This is a genomic window from Martinezella hainanensis, from assembly GCF_900094555.1.
In the GTDB taxonomy this organism is placed as follows: domain Bacteria; phylum Pseudomonadota; class Alphaproteobacteria; order Rhizobiales; family Rhizobiaceae; genus Rhizobium; species Rhizobium hainanense.
This window is the reverse complement of the sequence record NZ_FMAC01000001.1, coordinates 785889-801041: the sequence shown is the minus strand read 5'-3', so window position 1 is coordinate 801041 and position 15153 is coordinate 785889. Positions and strand designations below refer to the sequence as shown.

Genomic DNA, 15153 nt, shown 5'->3' with positions numbered 1-15153 from the left:
TTCGGGCAGGACGGGTACCCAAACGGAGGAACTGCCGAGCGTCCGCTCCTTGTCCCATGCGACAGGCGGGCGCTTGGTGCAGGTAAGAGGAAAACGCCGGTGGCAGCGCGGGCCATGTCATCGGACAGATACCGTCACGGTTCGCATGGTGGAGGAGAATATATGAGTATTTTTTCGAAGCTGGCGATAACAGCCGGCATGTCGCTTCTGTTGGCTGCCGGTGTAGCGCAAGCCCAGAACAAGACATTTAACGTCTGGTGGTACGAACTGCCCGACACGCCTCAGGCCGTGGCCTGGACGAAGGCACTCGGCGTATTCAAGACCAAGCATCCCGATGTAACAGTCAATTTCGAACAGAAGACCTTCGATCAATTGCAGAAGGCCGGCAGTCTCATTCTCAATTCCGATCAGGCTCCCGATGTACTCGAATACAACAAGGGCAACGCCACGGCAGGCCTCGTCGCGTCACAGGGCCTGCTGACGCCGCTCGACGACCAGTTCAAGGCACGCGGTTGGGACAAGGTCCTCAACGAAACGAACACGCAGCTCAGCAAATATGACGCCAACGGCGTCTATGGCTCGGGTCCGATCATCGGTATTCCGGCTCTCGGCGAGTTCGTCTCGGTCTTCTACAACATCGACATGTTTCAGGCCGACGGCTTGAAGGTGCCGACGACGTTGGCTGAGTTCGAGGCGACTCTTGACCACTTCAAGCAGAAGGGCATTACGCCGCTTGCCTACGGCACGGTGGATTCGAACGCGCAGCATCTGCTTTATACGCTCGCGCTCACTCAGGCAGACGACACCTGGGTCAAGAATTATCAGGGCCTCAAGGCGCCGCTCGACACCAAGCCCTTCCTCTTCGCCGCTCAGAAGATCGCCGACTGGGTAAGCAAGGGTTACATCTCCAAGGATTCGACCGGTCTCAAGGGGACGGATGCCGCCAACGTCTTCTCATCAGGCAAGGCCCCGATGTTCGTCAGCGGTACCTGGAACAACGGCAATTTTGCCAACACCATCAAGACGTTCAAATGGAGCCAGTTCCTTTTCCCGACGCCGAAGTACACCGTCGGCTCGACTGGCAGCATGTTCATGGTGCCGAAGAGCGCCAAGAACAAGGATCTTGCCTATGAGTTCATCGATCTGGTGCTCAGCAAGGAAAACCAGAACGAACAGGCAAATCTTGGCGGTGTGGCCATTGATGCAGATCCGGCTGCCATCACCGATGAGGTCGGCAAGCGCAACGTCGAGCTCTTCAAGCAGATTTCCGGCAAGGGTGGCCTCGGCTTCTACCCGGACTGGCCGGTGCCTGGTTATTACGAACTCCTGATCCAGGCGACCACCGGCCTGGTGAACGGCTCCACGACGCCTGATCAATTGGCTGCCCGGCTGAAGAAGGCCTACGACGACGTGCAGGCAGCCCAGTAACCCATCGGGGACAATCACAACGGCGGGACGGCTCTAAACGCCGCCTCGCCGTATCGGACTGGAGGAATTCGATGGATAAGTCGAGGAGCGCCGGCAGGGCGGGATACTATTTCTACATGATCCCCGGCATGCTGGGGTTTGCCGTCATAGTGCTCATTCCGCTGATCGCCAATTTTGCGATCAGCTTCACGACATGGAAGGGCGGCGTCATCCCACCCCGTTATGTCGGTTTTGATAATTATGAGAGGCTGCTGCAGGATGCCGCCTTCTGGGGCTCCATCCAGCATACGCTGCTGTTCATCATCTCGATGACGATCGTGCCCATTCTTTTGGGGTTGGTGCTGGCGGCAGTGCTGTTCGACTATATCAGCGCGCAGTTCAGCGAGACATGGTCGAGCTTTTTTCGCGCAGGCTTCTACCTGCCGCAGATCCTGCCGCTGACCGCAGCCGGCGTCCTTTGGGGATGGATACTCAACCCGATCGGCATCATCAATGCGGTGCTGAAGGCGATCGGCCTCGATTTCATGGCGAAGAACTGGCTGGGAGATGCGAGCTATGCGCTCTGGGCGGTTTCGGCCGTCATCGTCTGGGTGCAGGTCGGCTATTGCCTGGTGGTCTTCATGTCCGGATTGGCGCGCGTCGATCCTTCGCTCTATGAGGCCGCCGAGCTCGACAATGCGAGCTGGTTCGGCCGTTTCCGCTCCATTACGATCCCCATGCTCATGCCTGAGATTTTCGTGGTTGCGCTGACGACGCTGATTGCGGCGCTGAAAGTCTTCGCGCCGATCTACGTGCTGACCTCAGGCGGCCCGGACAATGCGACGACGGTGCCGTCCTATCTGTCCTATTATCATTTCTTCACGACGAACCGCGTCGGCTATGCGGCAGCGATTGCGACCCTGCAGACGATCATGACCATCATACTCGGTGTGGTTTTCCTGCGCATGCAATCGAGACAAACCGAGGGAGGGCACTGATATGGCGGTCACATCTTCGATTTCCGCTTCGGTCGCCTCGGCGGATCATCGCCAAAAGAGAGGGTTTGGCCGCTGGGTCGTTTTGGCCATCCTGATCGTTTTCCTTGCTGGGACGCTGTTTCCGTTCTTCCTGGCGGCTTTCAACGCCATCAAGACACCGACCGACTATGCCGCCAATGGTCCGCTTGCCTTCCCGCAGACGTTCGACCTGACGGCGCTCAAGAATTTCTGGGTGACGGTCAATTTTCCGCTCAAGCTCTTCAACAGCATCCTCATCAGCGGATGTACGGCGATTCTGGCCGTCGTTCTCAGCCTCCTCAACGCCTATGCCATCGGCATCGGCCGGGTGCGCGGCGGACAGGCCATGCTGGTAATCCTGTTGATTTCCATCATGGCGCCGCAGGAGGCGCTGGTCTATCCGCTCTATTACATGGCCAAGCAGGTCGGCCTGTTCGACTCGATGCTGTCGGTGATCCTGATCATCGGCGTCCTGCATACGGCTTTCGGCACCTACCTTCTCTCGTCCGTCATGTCGACATTTCCGCGCGAGATCATCGAAGCGGCGCAGATCGACAATGCCAGCCGCTGGCAGATCCTCTGGATGGTCATCGTGCCGGTGCTCAGGCCGACGCTTGCGGTACTTGCGACCTTCTTCTTCATCTGGACCTGGAACGAGTTCCTGATTCCTCTGGTGTTCCTGGTCTCCAACAACAACCAGACGGTCTCCGTCGCCATGGGCGTGCTGTCGGGCGCCAATACGCAGGAGCCGACCGCGATTGCGGCAGCCTCGTTGCTCGGTATCCTACCGACGGTGATCTTCTTCCTTATTTTCCAACGGACCCTCACGCGCGGCGTTGCGGTAGGTGCCGTCAAATAACCAATGCGGAAGTCCCGTTCCGGCGATAACAGCCGGCGGGGCAGGATGAATGGCAGGTCCAACGCAGTTCTAATTTTCCGCAGGAGGCGTAAAGTGGCAGGTATCAATATCAAATCCCTCACCAAGCATTTCGGTGCCGTGCAGGTTCTGAACGACATCGACCTGACGATCGAGCGGGGGGAATTCGTCGTCTTCCTCGGTGGTTCCGGCTGCGGCAAGTCGACCTTGCTGCGCATGATCGCAGGTCTGGAATCGATCACCAGTGGTGAAATCTGGATTGGCGGAAAGCGGGTCGACCAACTGCCGCCCGGCGAGCGTGGCGTATCGATGGTCTTCCAGTCCTACGCGCTCTATCCGCACATGACGGTTCGCGACAACATGTCCTTCGGCCTGCGCAATATCAAGACGCCGAAGCACGAGATTGCCAGGCGCATCGAGGAGGCTGCGAAGATCCTGGAAATGCCGCATCTGCTTGATCGCAAGCCCTCGGCGCTCTCGGGCGGCCAGCGCCAGCGCGTCGCCATCGGCCGCGCCATCGTGCGTGAGCCCGATGTTTTCCTGTTCGACGAGCCGCTGTCGAACCTCGATGCCGGCTTGCGTACCCGCACCCGCGTCGAGCTTGCCCAACTGCATGAGCGGCTGGGTGCGACGATGGTGTTCGTCACCCACGATCAGGTGGAGGCGATGACGCTTGCCGACCGTATCGTGCTGCTCAACAACAAGAAGATCGAGCAGGTGGCGTCGCCGGTCGAAATCTACACGCGCCCAGCGACACGCTATGTCGCCCAGTTCGTCGGCTCACCCGGCATGAACTTCATCAACATAGCCGGTCTCAGCGAGGCAAGCGGGCTGGCGACGGCGACGTTGCCGGATGGCTCGGTCATCAAGACGGCTGTCGCGCTCAACGGCCTTGCGAATTCCGGGCTGACGCTCGGCATCCGTCCGGAGCATCTGGTCGTCACGACGGCCGAGAAAGGCGATATTGGCGGCCAGGTCGAGACCGTGGAGCGCTTGGGCGACCGCTCGCTCGTCCACGTCCGGCTCAAGGACGGCTCTAAGATCATCGGCACCGATCCCGGCATGACGACGATTGCGACCGGCTCGCCAATCGCCTTCGCCGTCGAAGCAGCGAAGGTCAGTATCTTCGATGAGAAGGACGCTGCTCATCATTCCGTAAACTGAGGAGGACGCAACACGAAATCATCCGTAAACAATTAGGTCTAGATGTCACCGATTAGAGCGTTGACGAAACCGTCCAACTGGTATGTTATGTCGCCATGTCCACTGCGCACCATAGGAAGAAGCAGCCATTGTTCGTCCGCCAGCAGTTGCTGGAGGTGGCGGCGCGTCTAGCTTCCGAAAAAGGGATGACGGCGGTGACGCTGGATGCCGTTTCCGGCGCCTCCGGTGTCAGCAAGGGTGGTTTGCTGCATCATTTCCCCAGCAAGAACATGCTTCTGGAAGCACTGTTCGATAGCCTGCTGGAGCGGCTGGATGCCGCGATCGAGGAAGCGATGCGCGCCGATCCGTTGCCGCATGGTCGTTTTACTCGCGGTTACCTGCATGCCTGCCTGGCCCTGCGCGATCAGCCTGAGGGTACGAAGGATTGGGCACAGGTGACGATGGTGCTGCTCACCGAGCCGCAATTGCGGCAACGGTGGCACGAGTGGGTGCGCGAGCGCAGCGAAGAATATGTCGGCACGGATTCCTCGGTGGATGCAGCAATCGTCAGGTTGGCGGCCGACGGGATCTGGCTTGCCGACCTGCTCGGCAGCCACGACATGGACGAGAGCGCCCGTCAAAGGCTGATCGACCGGCTGATCGAGCTCACACAGCTCTAACCCTATCGGAGATAATGGAATGGCGAACGCATCGGTCTATGCAATGCTGCTGGTCGCGATCGTGCTTGAAGTGATCGGCACGACGGCATTGCAGATGTCGCAGCAGTTCACGCGGCTTGCTCCGACGATCGTTGTGATGATCTGCTATGCGGCAGCTTTCTATTGCCTTTCGGTAACGTTGCGGGTCATTCCGGTGGGCATCGCCTATGCCATCTGGAGCGCGCTCGGAATCGTGCTGATTTCGATTGTGGGTGTGGTGCTTTTTCGCCAGAAACTCGATCTCGCCGCCATCATCGGTCTTGCCTTGATCATCGTCGGCGTGCTCGTCGTCAACCTCTTTTCAAAATCCGTGTCGCACTGAAAACAGAGGTGTTGTTCATGGTTGTTTTTGCCTTTGTCAAATCGCTTTGGACGCATTATGTCTTGCGTCACATGGGCTGACAGAGGCTTGGAATACGGCGCTTTCCCAAAGCGCTTTGGATCGCATAACCTATTCAATCCTAATGGTATCAGAGGAGTGCCGTAATGACTATTCGTGCCGTCGTTTGGGGCGAGAACATTCATGAGCAAACAAACAAGGTCGTCGCCGAGATCTATCCGGAAGGCATGCACAACACCATCGCCAAGGCGTTGAATGCCGATGCCGGTATTCAGGCAACCACTGCAACGTTGCAGGAGCCGGAGCACGGCCTCAGCGAAGCCCGCCTGAAGGAAACCGACGTCCTTTTGTGGTGGGGCCACAAGGATCACGGCGCCGTCCAGGATGAGATCGTCGAGCGGGTGGCAAAGCGCGTGTGGGAGGGCATGGGCCTCATCGTCCTGCATTCGGGCCATTTCTCCAAGGTCTTCAAGCGCTTGATGGGCACGCCCTGCGCGCTGAAGTGGCGCGAAGCCGGCGAGCGCGAGCGCCTGTGGGTCATCAACCCCCGCCATCCGATCGCAGCCGGCCTCGGCGAGCATTTCGAGCTCGAGAACGAGGAAATGTACGGTGAGCAGTTCTCCGTTCCAGAGCCGCTGGAAACCGTGTTCATCTCCTGGTTCCAGGGCGGCGAAGTCTTCCGTTCAGGCATGACCTGGCGCCGTGGCGCCGGTAACATCTTCTATTTCCGCCCCGGTCACGAGACCTATCCGACCTATCATAATGGCACGGTCCAAAAGGTTCTGATCAATTCCGTAAAATGGGCTCATAACCCGCTCGGCACCCAGGCCAGCATTCATGATGCGCCGAACGTGCCGGTCGAAAAGGCACTGGAGCCGATCGTCGAACGCGGCCCGAAACTGCACCAAGCCGGCGAAGCCGGTTATCGCTGAGGTATCAGATGCGTCTCATAGTAGTTGGCACGGGCGGCATGGCGAAGAACCATGTGGAGCATTTCGCCCGCATTCCTGGCGTCGAAATCGTCGGCGCCGTCGATACGGATGCGACGAGGCTCACCGCCTTTTGCGATACGTTCGATATCAAGCAGCGCTTTCTGTCTCTGGACGAGGCGCTGGCCTGGGGCGAGTTCGATTCCGTGACGAATGTCACGCCGGACAAGGCTCACAATCCGACGACGCTGCCGCTGCTTGCCGCCGGCAAGCATGTTCTCTGCGAGAAGCCTCTCGCGGAGAATTATGAAAAGGCACTCGAGATGACGGAAGCTGCCGAAAGGGCAGGGGTCGTCAATATGGTCAACCTGACCTATCGCAACGTCGCGCAGCTGCAAAAGGCGCGCGAGATGGTGATCTCGGGCGAGATCGGCACGGTCAAGCATGTGGAGGCGTCCTATCTCCAGAGCTGGCTCGTCTCGAAGGCCTGGGGTGATTGGCGCAGCGAGTCCAAGTGGTTGTGGCGCCTGTCGACCGGGCACGGCTCGAACGGCGTTCTTGGCGATATCGGCATCCATATCCTCGACTTCGCCGCCTATGGCGCGGCGACCGACATCGATCATGTCTTCGCCCGCCTGAAGACCTTTGCGAAGGCTCCCGGCGAGCGCATCGGCGAATACACCCTCGATGCGAACGACAGTTTCTCTATGTCGGTCGACTTCGCAAACGGTGCGCTCGGCGTTGTGCATGCGAGCCGCTGGGCAACGGGACATCTGAACGAGCTGAAGCTTCGCATTTATGGCGAGCGTGGCGGCCTGGAAGTGAACCACAGCCCGAACGGCTCGGAACTGCGCGGTTGCCTGGGCGATGACACGGAAACGGCGACGTGGAGGGTCATCGAGGTGCCGCCGGTCCCGACCAATTATCAGCGCTTCGCGGATGCCGTCATGAATGGCAGCAGTCAGGACCCAAGCTTCCGGCACGCTGCCAACTTGCAGCGCGTGCTGGATCTTGCCATGGTAACGGAAATCGAACGGCGCGAACTGAAGGTCTGATCCCCCAGGCCATCTTCAGGCACAGCCTTGGGAGTGCACGCATGTCGACCGAGGAAAAAGTTGCCAACCACTATACGCATGGATCGCTGGAAACGGCGATCCTGCAAAGCCTTGCGGCCGATGGCAAGGATATCGACAATTTGCGCATCCGCGACCTGGCGGGTGTGGATGAATTTCATCTGGGCCGTCATGCGGCAACGGTGGATTTCGCCAGGGACCTCGATCTTTCCGCCGGCCTGCGGCTTGCCGATATCGGCTCTGGGCTCGGCGGGCCTGCCCGCCATTTTGCGGACTCTTACGGATGCATCGTATCGGGCATCGATCTCACGGAGGAGTTCGTTCAGGTTGCCAATTCGCTGACGGCTCGTTGCGGCCTGGCGGATCAGGTCTCTTTTCGCCAAGGGAGCGCCTTGGCACTACCCTTCGAAAGCGGCAGCTTCGACCGTACGACGCTCATCCATGTCGGCATGAACATCGAAGACAAGGCGCGACTGTTTGCGGAGATCCGGCGCATCCTGACGCCGGGCGGACGTTTCGGCCTTTATGAGATCATGCAGATGCGCGATGGTACCTTGCCCTTTCCGATGCCCTGGGCGATGGAGCTTGAGACAAGCTTCGTGCGCAGCCCCGATGAATATCGTCTTTTGCTGGAGGGGGCTGGTTTCGCGGTGGAACTGGAGCAGGACCGTAGTGCTCTGGCTATCCGGCTGGCACATGAGGCGCGCGCCAAGGCTGCGGGCGGACAGCGGGATCAGGGTTTCCGCACGCTGATGGGGCCGCGGGCAGGGGAGCGAAGCAGCAATGTCAACACATCGGTCGAAGCCGGTCTGCTTGCGCCAATCGAGATGATTGCGCGGGCGGTGTGACAGAATGCGTCCGGAGTGTCCGGCGGGGCTCATTGACAGCGGGGTGGCTGTTTCTATATTGAAAATCCAACGGTAATGGATTTCTGCCGGGCCATGGTGGCCGAACCGCTGCTCTGATCTTCCCAGGGAAGCTGATGACTCCTACTCAAAGCGCCTGAAAGGCGAAGGAGTAGAGTCGTGCCTGTTTTCTTGCCGTTATCTCACCCATGTGTCTTATTCACTGTCCCCGGAAGACCGTCCATCGGCTTTGCGGGAGGGGCAAGCTGATGTCCACATCCGCCTATTTCCACCATCGCTTTCAGCAGTTTCGCAGCCTGTTCAAATGGATCCTTCTGGTCGTGCCGATGGCCGTTGTCGTCGGCTCGCTCTGCGCGTTGTTCCTGTGGAGCCTCGACAAGGCGACGGCAACGCGTTTTGACCATCCCTGGCTGATCTTCCTGATGCCGGTTGCCGGCTTTCTGATGGTGCTAGTCTACCAACGTTTCGGCCGCGGCTCGGAGGGCGGCAACAATCTGATCGTCGACCAGATCCATGAGCCTGGCGGCGGCGTGCCGCTGCGTATGGCACCTTTCATTCTTGTCTCGACGGTTCTGACGCATCTGGTCGGCGGTTCGGCTGGGCGCGAGGGGACGGCGGTGCAGTTGGGCGGCAGCATTGCCAGCGCCTTTGCCAAAATCTTCCGGCTCAGCCATGCCGAGATCCGCATTCTCCTGATGGCGGGTATAGCAGCGGGCTTCGGCGCGGTTTTCGGCACGCCGATCGCCGGTGCGGTCTTCGCTCTTGAAGTCCTGACGATCGGGCGCATGCAATATGAAGCGCTGATCCCGAGCCTTGCGGCGGCAATCGCCGCCGACTGGACCTGCCATGCCTGGGGCATTGAGCATATCCAGTATCAGATAGGCTATCTCGCCGGCACGCCGGCCAGCGCATTCCATCTCGATGCACTGCTGCTCATCAAGGTCGGTATCGCCGGCGTGATCTTTGGCTTGATGGCGCGCTTATTCAGCGAGGTCTCGCATGGAGCGTCGGCGGTGTTCAAACGCTTCTGTGCCTATGCGCCGCTGAGGCCGGTCATTGCCAGCGCGATTCTGATTGGTCTCGTCTATCTTCTCGGCACGCGCGAGTATCTCGGGCTCGGCGTGTGGTCACCCAATCCCGGAGATGCGACGATCCTTGGCTTCTTCGATCCGGCCCATATCGATTATTGGAGTTGGTTCTGGAAAGCGGTCTTCACAATCGTGACATTAAGTGCCGGCTTCAAGGGCGGAGAAGTGACGCCCTTGTTCTTCATCGGTGCCGCGCTCGGCAATGCACTTGCGGCCATTCTCGGCGCGCCGGCCGATCTTTTCGCGGGATTGGGTTTTGTCGCCGTCTTTGCCGGTGCCACCAATACGCCGCTTGCCTGTATGATCATGGGCATCGAGCTCTTCGGCGCGACGCATACCGTCTATCTCGCGGTCGCCTGCTTCCTTGCCTATATCTGCAGCGGTCATACCAGCATCTATCTGTCGCAGCGGCTTGGTATCGCCAAGAGTGCAGCCTCCGGACAGATCCTCGGCGATGTGCCGCTTCGCCACATTCGCGAACGCGGCTTGCGGACGCGCAGCGAAAACATTCATAAGATCGAAAAGGTTTGACGCAAGGACGGCTGGAGGTTGTCGTGCTCTATCTTGTCGTGTTTCTCGGAGCTGGATTGGGCGGCGCATTCCGTCTCGGTATCAACGAGCTTGCTGCACGTCTACTCGGGATCGAATTTCCGTTCGGCACACTCATCATCAATGTGCTCGGAGCGTTCATCATGGGGCTGCTGACGGAATACTTCACCTTTCGCGGCGGTATGTCGCAGGAGGTGCGATTGTTTCTGACAACGGGCGTGCTAGGTGGATTCACGACGTTCTCGACCTTTGCGCTGGAAAGCGTCACGCTCTGGGAGCGTGGCCAATGGATGCCGTCCGTTGCCTATGTCGCCCTGTCCGTTTCCCTGTCGATAGGAGCTTTGATAGCAGGGCTTGCAATTGTCCGGCTAATAATTCAGGCTCAAACGGCATAGCGATGAAGGGTCGGCAAATTTCGCCGCATTTTTGCCGATTCTGAGGTGAATCCCTCTCGAGAATCGTCGGAGTTTCTGTCCACGACAAACCACCGCTCGTTGCGAACGGACTCTCTTGCGAAATTCGACTAATCAACTCATATAATCGGCTATTGTGATCACCGCATAACAAAGGAGTCGGGCGTCAATCGGGAAGTAACGGACGAATATCCCAAGATTCGATCCTGTTGCCCCACCGGGATTTGTATGCAAATTCCCTCGGCCAAGACTTCCTCCCTGGACAGCCCTTAAAGATAGACATGACGGAGAGTCCCTTGAGCGCACCTGCTCCCACTTCCAACCAATCTCCTGCTCCGGAACAGACTTTCGGCACGGCTGGCATCGCGCCGATGGATCGCCCGAGCGCCATGACGCGCTTTTTCATGGGCATCGTCGCCTGGGCCGAAAGCCTCAATCTGAAGTACGCCAAGCTCGGCAACCCGCCGGTCTATGACACGGCAACTTTCCCCTGGGCGGCCGAGATCGAGAAGGATTATCCGGCCATTCGCGCCGAGCTTGAGAAGGTGCTGCTGCGCCAGAGCGAGCTGCCGACCTTCCAGGACATCTCCACCGACGTGAAGACCATTTCGACCGATACGCGCTGGAAGACCTTCTTCCTTCTTGGCTTCGGCGTGAAGTCCGAGCAGAACATCAAGGCATGCCCGAATACCTGGAAGGCCGTTCAGAAGATTCCCGGTCTGACGACGGCAATGTTCTCGATCTTCGAGCCCGGCAAGCATCTTCCCGCCCATCGAGGTCCCTATAACGGCGTGCTCCGCCTGCATCTCGGCCTGATCGTGCCCGAGCCGAACGAGAAGCTCGCCATCCGCGTCGACAAACAGGTTTGCCATTGGCAGGAAGGCAAGGCGCTGATCTTCGACGACGCCTATGAGCATGAAGCCTGGAACCATTCCGACAAGACCCGCGTGGTACTCTTCGTCGATTTCGTCAAGCCGCTGAAATTCCCGGCCCGCTTCGTCAACTGGGCCTTGATGAATCTGGCGATCTTCACGCCCTTCATCAAGGAAGGCCTCGACAATCACAAGGAATGGGAAAAGAAGTTCTACGCCGAAGCAGAGGCCTTCAGAAACCGTCCGAAGCCCTGACCTGACTGGCTGCCTAATATAGCAAAACCCCGGAATCCCTTAGGGATTCCGGGGTTTTGTTTTCTATTGATCACGGACAGCTGTCAGGCAGGCCTATCCGTCTCTTCGGTGTCGTCGTAATATTCTTCTTCCTCGGGCTGGGCGGCATTGGTCTTGCCATCCAGATTGCCGAGCAGCGCCGAGATGGCATTGTCGCCATCGAAGCCGGCTTCCTTCAGCAGACGGTCGAGGATCGGCTTGTTGGCCTGGTAGGAGAGCAGCTGGCCGGCCAGACCTTCGCCAAGGCCGACGCCGCTGCCGCCGGTCGTGCCGCCAGCGTTGCGGCCGAGCATGCCGCCTGTGTCGAAGATGCGGATATCCGAGATTTTCTCGATTGGCTTCACCGCTTCGGCGAGGGCGGCGGGCACGATGCGGATGCGCTCGCGGGTGATCTCGAATTCGATGATGGCGGGGCTCAGCTTGTTGCGTGCTTCGTTGAGCAGTGCCTCGCTTTCGGCCGTCGCCTTGCCGGTTTCGAGAATACCCTTGGCCTTGATGATGGCGGCATCGGCTTCTGCTGTTGCCAGCGTCTTGATGGCGTCGGCCTGGTCGGTCGCGGCCTGCTTTTCAGCTTCAGCGGCGATGGTGACGGCGGTTGCCTGGGTCTGGGCGCGCTTTTGCGCGTCGATCACGGCAATCTGCTTTTCACGCTCGGCGATCTCGACGGCCTTGGCGGTGCCGACCTTTTCTTCCGCGGCGATGGCAAGTGCGCGGGCTGCTTCAGCCTTTGCCTTGGCTTCCGACTCCTCGCGGCTCTTGTTAGCGACCGCGATGGCGCTTTCCTGCGCGACGATCTGAATATCGCGGCGGGCTTCAGTATCGCGCTGCTGCACGGCGCGGGTCGAGTCGATGTTGGCGGATTCGCGGGCCTGCTTTGCCGTCGCCTCGCGTTCGGCGATCGCCTGCTCGGCGGCAATGCGGGCTTCTTCTTCCGCACGCTTGGCGGCCTGTTCCTGCTGCGCGGTTTCTGCGCGGGTCGCGGCAGACTTGTTGGCGATATCGCGTTGCTGGTTCAGCTCGGCCTCGCGCTTGGTCCGCTCGATGGCCAGCGATTGCTGACGGGCCTCCAGGTCCTTTTGTGCGATCGCGACTTCGGTATCGCGAACCACTTCGTTGCGCTCCTTCTTGCGGGCTTCGGTGACGCGAGTGAGCGCGGCAAGACCATGGGCGTCGAAGAAGTTGTTGGCATTGAAGTGTTTGATATCGGTCTGGTCGAGGCGCGTCAGCGACACGGATTCCAGTTCGAGACCGTTGGACTGCAGATCGGAACCGACCGCATCCTGCACGGCCTTGACGAAATCCATGCGCTGCTCCTGCAGGGCGTCGAGGCTCATCGTGGCCGCAACGGAGCGCAAGCTGTCGACGAACTTCGCCTCGATCAGCTGACGCAACTGCTCGCTGTCGTTGGTGCGGTTGCCGAGGGTCTGGGCGGCAAGAGCGATGGAGGAACTGTCCGGCTTGACGCGAACATAGAACTCGGCGCCGATATCGACGCGCATGCGATCCTTGGTGATCAGCGCGTCATTCTCGCCGCGCTGAACTTCCAGGCGCAGAGTTTTCAGATTGACGCGGGCGATCGAGTGGAAGATCGGCAGGACGACGGAGCCGCCGTCGAGCACGACTTTCTGGCCGCCGAGGCCAGTGCGCACATAGGCTTCATCGCGGCTCGAGCGGACATAGAGCGAGGCAAGGACGAAGCCGATCCCGAGGATCAGAACGAGGCCGATGCCTGCGGGAAGAAGAAGGTCGTAAAGGCCGTTCATGGATGTTGCTCCGTAGAGGATTTGTCGTCGGACCTTACAAGATCCGAGGGGGCGGAAACTGCGATGAAGATGTCGGCCTTGCGGTCGACAAGCAGAACTTGGGCGCCGATCGGCAAGGGGCTTTCACCCTTGGCGGCGCAGGCGCGCAGCTGATGCCAGTTGCCATGCGCATCCTTGACGCTGACGCGGCCGGGCAGCCCCTGATCCAGAGGTCCGATGGAGACCGTGCCCGTGCGGCCGACGAGGTCACCGGTGTCGACGGCATAAGTCTCATCGCGCGGCACGATCCTGGCGATCGTACGTGTCGATCGTCGGACAAGCGGGATCGTGACCACGAGCGCCGGCACTGTAGCGACGATTGCCGGCAGTGGCGTCCAGATCATGTCGGCCACCGTCTGGATGGCAAAGCCCGTCACGGCGAAGATGCCCAAGGCCAGCATGATCAGGATCAGCAGCGGCACGCCGCCGATATTGATCCAGGACAGCAGGCCGGCGAGGACACCATCATGACCTTCGAAATGCGGCTTGCCGATGAGTTCGCTCAGCGAAAAGCCGAGCAGCATCGATAGGATTTCGATTGCCGTCAGTCCAACCAGGATCATTGCCGCAATGGCAAAGGGCGCACATTCGGGTGCGAGAAACAGGTGCATCGGTTACTGGCCGTTGGCCTTGAAGCGGGCAAGGCGTGCTTCGATGGCCTGCTCCCGATGCAGGCGGTCTAACTCATCGAGTTCGGCGCTGGTGGCGGGCTCACCAGAGGGAACACCGGTCAGCCGCGAGACGGCAGCAGCAGCGCGTGCCGCACCGGCGGTTGGCGTCGGCCGCGGATGTCCGCCCGTTGCTTCCTCCGGCGTATGGCGCGCGACGCTGCGTTTGAAGTCGATCAGGCGTGCCTCCGCCTCACGGCGGGTGGCAAGGACAGCCTGGAGCGCCTTCTGACCCTCATCGATCTGTGCATTAGCATCCGCCAACGCCTTGTCGAGCGCGGCGGTTTGGGCTTCGAGATCGATCTGGCGCGCGACGCCGGCCTTGGCGAGGTCCTCGCGATCGGCCGTGATCGCAAGCCGGATCTTTGCTTCAAGTGCATCGAGGTCTTCGACAATCTCGTTGCGTCGCGCCTGGATGCGGTATTCCTCGGCGCGCGCCTTGCCGAGATCTGCGCGCGCTTCATCGGCGGCCGCATCGATCTCGCGCAGCGCCTGCTCGATGACGGCAACCTTGTTGGCGCCTTCTACGGTGTCGACTGCTGCATTGGCGAGGCCTGCGATCAGTCGTCCCATGCGGGAAAGAATGCCTTCATGCATCGTCATGTTATCCTCCGTTCGGGGAGAGTTTGGTGTTACCCCGATGTGAATCGCGTAGTGGCCGCCATCGGCGATCAGATAGGCAGGGATATTGCTGTCCCAGCCTTTGAAATAGCCGGCCACGTCGAAGGGCACGGCAATGCGGCCGCGCACCGTCGAGATTGTCAGGTCTGACGGACCCTTGATAGCAAAGAGCTTTTCATCGAGCGGCAGCCGGTTCCAATCGGCAAGCCCGCCTCGATTGGCCGCAAAATCACGCAGGCCGAGTGTTACGAGGCGCGCGGGCAAGGCGGTGCGTTCGCGGATCGTTTCATAGGCGAGATCATGAAGGGTGACGAGATTCGCGCCGGCTCTGTCCGGAACGATTTCCGCCAGGAGTTTCATCATCTGCCCGTATGCGGCAAAGGTCTCGTCCAGAGCCTGCCGCGCTGCGTCATCGGGAGCGAGATCGTATCGCAGACGAGAGCGGTGCGTTGGTGCGTGTGCCTTAGCCATGCATT

General features: G+C 59.8%; 15 protein-coding genes and 1 riboswitch. Of the genes, 12 read left to right on the top strand and 3 right to left on the bottom strand.

Going from position 1 to position 15153, the window contains the following annotated elements; all coding sequences use genetic code 11:
• Nucleotides 1-162 precede the first annotated feature (162 nt).
• The 12 genes from GA0061100_RS03870 (at nucleotide 163) to olsC (ending at nucleotide 11547) form a co-directional block, all read left to right on the top strand.
• The gene (locus tag GA0061100_RS03870; protein ID WP_075851327.1) at nucleotides 163-1428 is read left to right on the top strand and encodes an ABC transporter substrate-binding protein; all 1266 of its coding nucleotides are present in this window, start codon (nucleotides 163-165) and stop codon (nucleotides 1426-1428) included.
• Between the two features lie 71 nt (nucleotides 1429-1499).
• Entirely contained in the window at nucleotides 1500-2405 is a 906-nt protein-coding gene (locus tag GA0061100_RS03865; protein WP_075851326.1) for a carbohydrate ABC transporter permease, read from the top strand.
• A 1-nt stretch (nucleotide 2406) separates the two neighbouring features.
• Nucleotides 2407-3282 carry a carbohydrate ABC transporter permease gene (locus tag GA0061100_RS03860; RefSeq protein ID WP_075851325.1) on the top strand — a complete coding sequence of 292 codons (876 nt, stop codon included), beginning with the start codon at nucleotides 2407-2409 and terminating at the stop codon, nucleotides 3280-3282.
• A 93-nt stretch (nucleotides 3283-3375) separates the two neighbouring features.
• Entirely contained in the window at nucleotides 3376-4464 is a 1089-nt protein-coding gene (locus tag GA0061100_RS03855) for an ABC transporter ATP-binding protein (protein WP_075851324.1), read from the top strand.
• Between the two features lie 95 nt (nucleotides 4465-4559).
• A complete protein-coding gene (locus GA0061100_RS03850) occupies nucleotides 4560-5123 on the top strand; it encodes a TetR/AcrR family transcriptional regulator (protein ID WP_075851322.1) in 564 nt (187 codons plus the stop codon).
• Nucleotides 5124-5142: 19 nt separating this feature from the next.
• On the top strand, nucleotides 5143-5484 hold the full coding sequence (locus GA0061100_RS03845; protein ID WP_075851320.1) for a DMT family transporter: 342 nt from the start codon (nucleotides 5143-5145) through the stop codon (nucleotides 5482-5484).
• Nucleotides 5485-5648: 164 nt separating this feature from the next.
• The gene (locus GA0061100_RS03840; RefSeq protein WP_075851319.1) at nucleotides 5649-6434 is read left to right on the top strand and encodes a ThuA domain-containing protein; all 786 of its coding nucleotides are present in this window, start codon (nucleotides 5649-5651) and stop codon (nucleotides 6432-6434) included.
• 8 nt (nucleotides 6435-6442) lie between these two features.
• Nucleotides 6443-7486 (top strand): Gfo/Idh/MocA family protein, encoded by a 1044-nt coding sequence (locus GA0061100_RS03835; protein WP_075851318.1) that lies wholly within the window; start codon nucleotides 6443-6445, stop codon nucleotides 7484-7486.
• Nucleotides 7487-7527: 41 nt separating this feature from the next.
• On the top strand, nucleotides 7528-8352 hold the full coding sequence (locus tag GA0061100_RS03830) for a class I SAM-dependent methyltransferase (protein WP_075851316.1): 825 nt from the start codon (nucleotides 7528-7530) through the stop codon (nucleotides 8350-8352).
• A gap of 62 nt (nucleotides 8353-8414) precedes the next feature.
• Nucleotides 8415-8503, top strand: a riboswitch (Fluoride riboswitch).
• Nucleotides 8504-8618: 115 nt separating this feature from the next.
• Nucleotides 8619-9989 (top strand): voltage-gated chloride channel family protein, encoded by a 1371-nt coding sequence (locus GA0061100_RS03825; protein WP_075851314.1) that lies wholly within the window; start codon nucleotides 8619-8621, stop codon nucleotides 9987-9989.
• A 23-nt stretch (nucleotides 9990-10012) separates the two neighbouring features.
• On the top strand, nucleotides 10013-10402 hold the full coding sequence (gene crcB, locus GA0061100_RS03820) for a fluoride efflux transporter CrcB (RefSeq protein WP_075851883.1): 390 nt from the start codon (nucleotides 10013-10015) through the stop codon (nucleotides 10400-10402).
• Nucleotides 10403-10701: 299 nt separating this feature from the next.
• Nucleotides 10702-11547 (top strand): ornithine lipid ester-linked acyl 2-hydroxylase OlsC, encoded by an 846-nt coding sequence (olsC, locus tag GA0061100_RS03815; protein ID WP_075851313.1) that lies wholly within the window; start codon nucleotides 10702-10704, stop codon nucleotides 11545-11547.
• 83 nt (nucleotides 11548-11630) lie between these two features.
• Here olsC and GA0061100_RS03810 read toward each other — a convergent pair whose 3' ends face one another.
• From GA0061100_RS03810 to GA0061100_RS03800, 3 genes are read right to left on the bottom strand one after another with little or no spacing between them, the layout of a single operon-like run.
• Nucleotides 11631-13349, bottom strand: a complete 1719-nt coding sequence (locus GA0061100_RS03810; RefSeq protein ID WP_083961264.1) for a flotillin family protein — start codon at nucleotides 13347-13349, stop codon at nucleotides 11631-11633.
• Nucleotides 13346-13999, bottom strand: a complete 654-nt coding sequence (locus tag GA0061100_RS03805; RefSeq protein ID WP_075851312.1) for an OB-fold-containig protein — start codon at nucleotides 13997-13999, stop codon at nucleotides 13346-13348. Before GA0061100_RS03805 ends, GA0061100_RS03810 begins: the two co-directional genes overlap by 4 nt.
• A 3-nt stretch (nucleotides 14000-14002) precedes the next feature.
• Complete coding sequence (locus GA0061100_RS03800) at nucleotides 14003-15148, bottom strand: PspA/IM30 family protein (RefSeq protein WP_075851310.1); 1146 nt, start codon at nucleotides 15146-15148, stop codon at nucleotides 14003-14005.
• Between the last annotated feature and the right edge of the window lie 5 nt (nucleotides 15149-15153).

Bases quoted from the DNA above. Each gene is read 5' to 3' on its own strand.
- GA0061100_RS03840 (WP_075851319.1), top strand. From the start codon at position 5,649: ATGACTATTCGTGCCGTCGTTTGGGGCGAGAACATTCATGAGCAAACA.
- GA0061100_RS03825 (WP_075851314.1), top strand. From the start codon at position 8,619: ATGTCCACATCCGCCTATTTCCACCATCGCTTTCAGCAGTTTCGCAGC.
- GA0061100_RS03810 (WP_083961264.1), bottom strand. From the start codon at position 13,349: ATGAACGGCCTTTACGACCTTCTTCTTCCCGCAGGCATCGGCCTCGTT.
- GA0061100_RS03870 (WP_075851327.1), top strand. From the start codon at position 163: ATGAGTATTTTTTCGAAGCTGGCGATAACAGCCGGCATGTCGCTTCTG.
- GA0061100_RS03850 (WP_075851322.1), top strand. From the start codon at position 4,560: ATGTCCACTGCGCACCATAGGAAGAAGCAGCCATTGTTCGTCCGCCAG.
- GA0061100_RS03845 (WP_075851320.1), top strand. From the start codon at position 5,143: ATGGCGAACGCATCGGTCTATGCAATGCTGCTGGTCGCGATCGTGCTT.
- GA0061100_RS03835 (WP_075851318.1), top strand. From the start codon at position 6,443: ATGCGTCTCATAGTAGTTGGCACGGGCGGCATGGCGAAGAACCATGTG.
- GA0061100_RS03800 (WP_075851310.1), bottom strand. From the start codon at position 15,148: ATGGCTAAGGCACACGCACCAACGCACCGCTCTCGTCTGCGATACGAT.
- GA0061100_RS03805 (WP_075851312.1), bottom strand. From the start codon at position 13,999: ATGCACCTGTTTCTCGCACCCGAATGTGCGCCCTTTGCCATTGCGGCA.
- GA0061100_RS03860 (WP_075851325.1), top strand. From the start codon at position 2,407: ATGGCGGTCACATCTTCGATTTCCGCTTCGGTCGCCTCGGCGGATCAT.
- olsC (WP_075851313.1), top strand. From the start codon at position 10,702: ATGACGGAGAGTCCCTTGAGCGCACCTGCTCCCACTTCCAACCAATCT.
- GA0061100_RS03830 (WP_075851316.1), top strand. From the start codon at position 7,528: ATGTCGACCGAGGAAAAAGTTGCCAACCACTATACGCATGGATCGCTG.
- GA0061100_RS03865 (WP_075851326.1), top strand. From the start codon at position 1,500: ATGGATAAGTCGAGGAGCGCCGGCAGGGCGGGATACTATTTCTACATG.